General features: G+C 28.6%; 5 protein-coding genes. 4 read left to right on the top strand and 1 reads right to left on the bottom strand.

All coding sequences use genetic code 11. The features are described from left to right. Positions 1 to 231: 231 nt before the first annotated feature. The 4 genes from I4U58_RS12205 (at position 232) to I4U58_RS12220 (ending at position 4,519) form a co-directional block, all read left to right on the top strand. Positions 232 to 1,551, top strand: coding sequence for a glutamine synthetase family protein (locus I4U58_RS12205; protein WP_195931618.1), 1,320 nt, complete (start codon positions 232 to 234; stop codon positions 1,549 to 1,551). A gap of 22 nt (positions 1,552 to 1,573) precedes the next feature. Further along, positions 1,574 to 2,143 (top strand): ANTAR domain-containing protein, encoded by a 570-nt coding sequence (locus I4U58_RS12210; RefSeq protein ID WP_195931619.1) that lies wholly within the window; start codon positions 1,574 to 1,576, stop codon positions 2,141 to 2,143. Positions 2,144 to 2,184: 41 nt separating this feature from the next. Continuing rightward, entirely contained in the window at positions 2,185 to 3,780 is a 1,596-nt protein-coding gene (locus I4U58_RS12215) for a CTP synthase (RefSeq protein WP_195931620.1), read from the top strand. A gap of 88 nt (positions 3,781 to 3,868) precedes the next feature. Then, a complete protein-coding gene (locus I4U58_RS12220; protein WP_195931621.1) occupies positions 3,869 to 4,519 on the top strand; it encodes a diphthine--ammonia ligase in 651 nt (216 codons plus the stop codon). Positions 4,520 to 4,568: 49 nt separating this feature from the next. On the opposite strand, the gene I4U58_RS12225 is transcribed toward I4U58_RS12220, so the two are convergent. Then, positions 4,569 to 5,857 (bottom strand): hypothetical protein (locus I4U58_RS12225; RefSeq protein ID WP_207743885.1); only part of this gene is annotated, 1,289 nt, incomplete at its 5' end.

A 5,857-nucleotide genomic window follows, 5' to 3' on the forward strand; every position in this document is an offset into this window, starting at 1 on the left:
TACTAGAAGTCTATCTGTTATTTCTACTGGTGAAAATGTATATCGTGAAACTATTCAACAAGGTGCCATATTATCAATAAGTAAATATTGACATGTATTAATAAATATTTTATAATTATCACATTGAACAAGGGTGTTCATTATAGGGTATGAATATTTATTTAATACCCTATAATGAGCGCCCTTTTTTGGGTGTATTAACAAAATTTAGGGGTAAATAGGAGGAATTTGATGGATTATAAAACTAGTGAAGTTTTAGGATTTATAGAGGAGAATGACATAAAATTTATACGCTTGGCATTTTGTGATATTTTTGGGAATCAAAAAAATATAACTATAATGCCTACTGAATTAAAAAGAGCATTTGAAGAAGGAGTTTCTTTTGATGCATCGGCAGTAACTGGTTTTATGAATGTAGAAGAGTCAGATTTATTGTTAATACCAGAGGCGAGCACAATGTATCTACTACCGTGGAGAATGCAACATGGCAGAGTAGTTAGATTCTTTTGCAATATAAAACATCCAGATGGAAGAAATTTCGAAGGAGATTGTAGGAATATATTAAAACAAGTTATAAAAGAGAGTAGAGATAAAGGGTTTGTCTGCAAAATAGGATGCGAAAGTGAATTTTATTTATTTGAACAAGATGAATTTGGAAATCCAACTATGATTCCTTATGATAGAGGAACTTATTGCGATATATATCCAAGCGATAGATGTGAAAATATAAGACGAGATATTTGTCTTTCGCTTGAAGAAATGGGAATAAAAACTACAAGTTCACACCATGAGCAAGGACCTGGACAAAATGAAATCGATTATGAATATTCAGATGCACTTACTGCAGCAGATAATTTAATCAGCTTTAGGTCGCTTGTAAAAACTAAGGCTTGTGAAAATGGGCTCTTTGCGTCATTTATGCCGAAACCTTTAAATATAGAGTGTGGAAGTGGACTACATATAAATATTTCTTTATATAAAGATGGTGTAAATCTTTTTAAAGATAAAAGTTCTGATAATTATAAATATACTAAAAAGTTTTTAGCAGGGATATTAAACCGCATAGAGGAAATTACTTTGTTCTTAAATTCATCTACAAATTCATATGCTAGATTAGGAAAAGACAAAGCTCCAAAATATATAACATGGTCAAAAGAAAATAGATCACAACTTATAAGAATACCAGCATCAAAAGGAGATAGATGCAGGATGGAACTTAGATCACCAGATTCTAGTTGTAATCCATATATAGCATTTGCACTGCTTATTAAAGCTGGGATAGAAGGTATAGAAAATAATTTAGAACTTTGTGAACCTAAAAATATCAATTTATTTGAAATAGATGAAAACAAAGTAAATGATTTGAAAAAACTACCACAAGATTTAAATGAAGCGATAAATCTAGCAAAAGATAGTGAGTTTATAAAAACAGTATTACCACAAAAGACTATTGAAAATTATATAAATGACAAGAATAAAGAGTGGGATATATATAGTTCAATAACTGATAAATTTAAAGCTGAAAAAGAATTATATTTTGAAGTGCTTTAAATTATAAAAAGGGGGGACCTATATGAGTTGTGCGCTGATAGTGTCAACGTCGGAAAAAGGAAAGAGCTTTTTTAGTGATTTAATAAAGACAGTTGGAATTTCCAATACGGTCACTGTTGGCAGTGGTAGTGAAGCGAGGCGTATATTAAATAGAACTGAATTTGATTTAGTTGTAATAAATGCTCCATTATCAGACGAATTTGGACATGAACTTGCAATTGCAATAAGTAAAAATTATAATACAGGAGTTTTATTAGTAGTAAAAAATGATATAGCTGATGCAGTTTCAGCTAAGGTAGAAGACTACGGTGTATTTGTAATAGAAAAACCGTTAAATAGACAATTTGTGTATAAAAGTATTAAGTATATATATATTTCAAGAAAGAAATTTTTAGGTCTTCAAAGTGAAAATGAAAGACTTAAAGTAAAAATTAGTGAAATTAGACTTATAGATAGGGCAAAATGTATTTTAATACAGTACTTAAATATGAGTGAGCCCCAAGCGCATAGATATATAGAAAAGCAAGCTATGGATTTAAGAGTAACTAAAAAAGAAATTGCAGAAAATATTTTAAAGACTTATGAAATGTAAGTAATTTATTAAAAATTTTTATTCGTGTAGGAGGTATTAGTATGTCAAAGTATGTATTTGTAACAGGTGGTGTAGTATCAGGCTTAGGAAAGGGTATAACAGCAGCATCTTTAGGAAGATTATTAAAAGCGAGAGGATTTAAAGTGGCAGCACAAAAGCTTGATCCTTATATAAATGTAGACCCGGGGACAATGAGTCCATATCAACATGGGGAAGTATATGTAACAGAAGATGGAGCAGAAACTGACTTAGACTTAGGTCATTATGAAAGATTTATAGATGAGGATTTAAATAAATACTCAAATTTAACAACAGGAAAAGTATATTGGAATGTGTTAAATAAAGAGAGAAAAGGGGAATATCTAGGTGAAACTGTCCAAGTTATACCTCATGTTACTAATGAAATAAAGAGCTTTATATACAATGTAGGTGAAAAAAGTGATGCAGATGTAGTTATAACTGAAATAGGTGGTACGACAGGTGATATAGAGAGTCAGCCGTTTTTAGAAGCTATAAGACAGGTGTCATTAGAAGTAGGAAGACATAATTGTCTATTTATTCATGTTACATTAGTACCATACATAAAAAGTTCAGGAGAACATAAATCAAAGCCAACACAACACTCAGTTAAACAATTACAAGGTTTAGGAATTATGCCAAATATTATAGTAACTCGTTCAGAAGCTCCTTTAGATGAAGTTATTAAAAAGAAAATATCACTATTTTGTAATGTAAAACAAGACTGTGTAATAGAAAATAAAACAATAGATGTACTATATGAAGTGCCGATGATGTTAGAAGAACAAAATTTATGCGATATAGTTTGTAGAGAACTTGATTTAAAATACGATAAATGTGATTTATCAGATTGGACTAATATGTTGAGTAGAGTTAAAAATAGAGATAAAACTGTAAAAATCGCTTTAGTCGGAAAATACACTAAACTACATGATGCATATTTATCAGTAGTTGAGGCTTTATCTCATGCAGGTTATGAAAATTGTGCGGCAATAGACATAAAATGGGTAGATGCAGAAGGTGTAAATAAAGATACAGTAAATTCATTATTAGGAGATTGTCAAGGCGTATTAGTACCAGGTGGATTTGGCGATAGAGGAATAGAAGGTATGATTTGTGCTGCAAATTATGCAAGAGTAAACAATATACCTTACTTAGGAATATGTTTGGGAATGCAAATAGCAGTAATCGAATATGCTAGATATGTTTTAAATATGAAAGATGCAAACTCTACAGAATTTAATTTAGAAACAAAATATCCAGTAATAGCACTTATGCCGGACCAATTTGGAAATATAATGGGTGGAACAATGATACTTGGAGCATATCCTTGCAAAGTAAAAGAAGGCACTATGCTTTATAAATGCTATGGAGATTTAAATATTTCAGAAAGACATCGCCATAGATATGAATTTAACAACGATTTTAGAAAGCAAATGATAGAAAATGGGCTTACTATAGCGGGAACATCACCAGACGAAAAGCTAGTTGAAGCTGTTGAAGTAAGTAATAATAAGTTTTATGTTGGAGTTCAATATCATCCAGAATTTAAAAGTAGACCAAATAGAGCAAATCCAATATTTAAAGGTTTTGTAAAAGCATCAGTTGATATGCTGTAAAACGTGGTATAATAAAATATATTTGATGTATAATCATAATAATTATTTTTGTATATTTGTAAATAAAAATTCAAAATGGGGTGAAGATATGGACAGTAAAAAATTTGTAATGTCGTATAGTGGTGGAAAAGACTGTATGCTTGCAATGCATAGAAAGATAAAACAAGGATGGACACCAGTAGCATTAATAACTACAGTAAAAAAAGATTCAGTAGATTCTTGGACACACTCAATAAATAAGAGGTTATTAGATAAAGCCAGTGAAAACTTAAATATACCGATAATATATGTTGAATGTGCAATTGATGATTATGAAGAAAAATTTGAAGAAAAGCTAATAGAAGCTAAAAAAATGGGTGCGACTACTGTAATTTATGGAGATATAGATATAGAGCTTCATAGACAGTGGGATATAGATAGAGCGACTAATGCAGGTCTTGATTATGAGCTACCTCTATGGCAAGCAGATAGAGAAGAAGTTGTACATGAATTTATAGATAATGGATTTAAAGCAGTAATCAAAAAAGTAAATCTAGAAAATATGAATGGAGACTTTTTAGGAAAAGTGCTTGATAGAGAGCTTATAAAAGAAATCAAAAAAACAGGATCTGATGCATGTGGAGAAAATGGAGAGTACCATACATTTGTCATAGATGGACCGCTTTTCAATAGCCCTATTGAATTAGATATAACAGGTAAGACTTTTTCTAATGGATATGGTATTTTAGATATAAACTAAAATTTATGTATAGAATAAAAATGTGCTATTTAATTTAAATAGCACATTTTTATTTGCTTTCTACCCAAATCGGAGCACTTATAGTTTTTTTGTTGTTTTCTTGAACTATTATTAAATAGTAATATGAGGATTTACAAAATTCCTTTAATGTAAATTCAGATTTTGTTAAATACGAATTACATTTTATATTTTTCAAAACTTTATTGTTATTGATTATTATATAAATATTTTTGATTTTATTTTGGTAAGTTGAATCTATGGCACTTATATTAAAATTTAATTTAGATGGGTTTTTTATAATTGAGCCCATATTAGAACTATTTATAGTAAATTCTAAATTTAAATTTTGGTTATTTGATACATAAGTTCTTCTATTTTTTAAGCTATTTAAAATACTATCTTTATTTAAATCAGTTGCTAGAGTTTTTGTAAAAAACTTATTACTTATAGGTGATATATGCCACCCATTGTCTAAAGCTTCGTTATATATATCTAGATAAAACGGAGATGTTGAGTTTAAGTTATGGTTACTTATATCTATAGATGTAAATATAACATCTCCATAATTTGAAAACTTCATGTAATTAAAGCAGTCTAAGTCGTTTGACTTAGGAGTAAATGAACATATTAAATCATCTATATAAAATAACTTTTTATATAAGTTTTCAAGCTTTAATTTTGATATTTCATTATAGTTATCTTTTATATTATCATTAAATACAATAAAATCATTAGTATCACGAGGTATATTGATTTTATATGCGTTTAGAGATAAATAAGCATTTTTTTTGTATTTTTGAATCGAATTAGTATTTTCGCCTATGGTATTTTTATTACTATAAATTGTGTTACATAAAATATTATAATCGCAGTTTATGTAGATATTAGGGGTATTTTGAATATCTATAAAATTCCCAGTAAAATTTTTATAAATAGGAGTACCAACAGTAAAATACCATTCTAATGATGAAGAATTACTAGATTTATCGCTTATACAAATCTTGACAATTTGTGTTCCTCTTTTAAATTTTTTATTAGGAGTATACTCTATATTATTGTTTGTTATTATAGCTTTATGTGTGACATCTTTGTTATTTACATAGAGTTTTATTGATTTTAAATCAACGCCACTTTTATCATAAAAACTAGCTTTTATAGTTGGTTTAGATATTATATAATCTTGTGATTTAGTAGGCGTAATAATTTTAATTGTTGGAGGAGTATTATCTTTTGATATACTATTTAATTCAATTAAATCTTTAGTCAACTTATTTTCGAGGGAAATCACATACCAGCATTTACAATAAATGAAGAGATGAAAAATAGAAGTATTACTTT

It is taken from the genome of Clostridium sp. 1001270J_160509_D11, assembly GCF_015667935.1.
Lineage (GTDB): Bacteria > Bacillota > Clostridia > Peptostreptococcales > Peptostreptococcaceae > Intestinibacter.

What these genes read in the sequence shown, in the direction of transcription:
- I4U58_RS12205 (WP_195931618.1), top strand. Translation starts at nt 232, where the DNA reads ATGGATTATAAAACTAGTGAAGTTTTAGGATTTATAGAGGAGAATGAC.
- I4U58_RS12210 (WP_195931619.1), top strand. Translation starts at nt 1,574, where the DNA reads ATGAGTTGTGCGCTGATAGTGTCAACGTCGGAAAAAGGAAAGAGCTTT.
- I4U58_RS12215 (WP_195931620.1), top strand. Translation starts at nt 2,185, where the DNA reads ATGTCAAAGTATGTATTTGTAACAGGTGGTGTAGTATCAGGCTTAGGA.
- I4U58_RS12220 (WP_195931621.1), top strand. Translation starts at nt 3,869, where the DNA reads ATGGACAGTAAAAAATTTGTAATGTCGTATAGTGGTGGAAAAGACTGT.